The sequence below is a fragment of the Paraburkholderia sp. UCT31 genome (genome assembly GCF_014397655.1).
In the GTDB taxonomy this organism is placed as follows: domain Bacteria; phylum Pseudomonadota; class Gammaproteobacteria; order Burkholderiales; family Burkholderiaceae; genus Paraburkholderia; species Paraburkholderia tuberum.
In genome coordinates this window covers 1-651 of sequence record NZ_VZQP01000203.1, presented here as the reverse complement: position 1 = coordinate 651, position 651 = coordinate 1, and the positions used below count along the sequence as shown (strand labels likewise).

At 55.6% G+C, this 651-nt stretch carries 1 protein-coding gene and 1 pseudogene; one reads left to right on the top strand and one right to left on the bottom strand.

The genetic code is table 11. The annotated features are described in order from the left end of the window. Positions 1 to 69: 69 nt before the first annotated feature. Positions 70 to 429, top strand: a complete 360-nt coding sequence (locus tag F6X40_RS43780) for a topoisomerase DNA-binding C4 zinc finger domain-containing protein (RefSeq protein ID WP_187631911.1) — start codon at positions 70 to 72, stop codon at positions 427 to 429. Between the two features lie 95 nt (positions 430 to 524). Here the strand turns inward: F6X40_RS43780 and F6X40_RS43105 are convergent. Continuing rightward, positions 525 to 651, bottom strand: a pseudogene (locus F6X40_RS43105) (Lrp/AsnC ligand binding domain-containing protein); the annotation flags it as partial.

Below are 651 nucleotides of genomic sequence, written 5' to 3'. Positions count from 1 at the left end.
AAAGCAAAATATCCAGCAAAAGCAATATAAAAATACTAATTTACATGGCTACACGATAGTCCCCAAAAAATAGCCGAAACCCAGTGCCGACGGGGGTTCCGGCTGTTTGAGAGGCCGAAGTATGATCCGCTGGAGTCGTGCCCAGGTTGCGGGAATGGTGTTGTGCAATTGAAGTCAGGCAAGCATCGAGCGTTTTATGGCTGCAGGCGATTTCCTGCCTGCGATTACAAGCGCAAGGCGACCGAGCGGGAAGGCGCGGCGCACAGGCAGGGCATGGATCAGTCGTGTCGCATCCGCGGGCCGGTCAAAGCCGGCAACAGTTGCTCGATCTGCGGGCACGTTACTGGCCAATTCGACCAGAAATTGAGAGGGTTCACCGAGCGTCGTGTAGAACCGCACTTGCTTGCGAGCGCGGGTCATTCCACGTAGAAAAGCCGGCGCTCCTCTGCATAGGAATAGGCATCTGGCGCAGGCTGTTCGTTGTCTTGACCGTTTTCGCAAGCAGTCCAGCGGTTACCCGTTTCTCAGACTGCCACCGACGGCACGCTCTTCATGCAACGCAGCGCAAACATCGACCGGCTGTGACGGATACCTGATATGCGGTACAGCTTCTCGCGCAAAAAGCGTTCATAACCTGCGGTGCCCTGTACA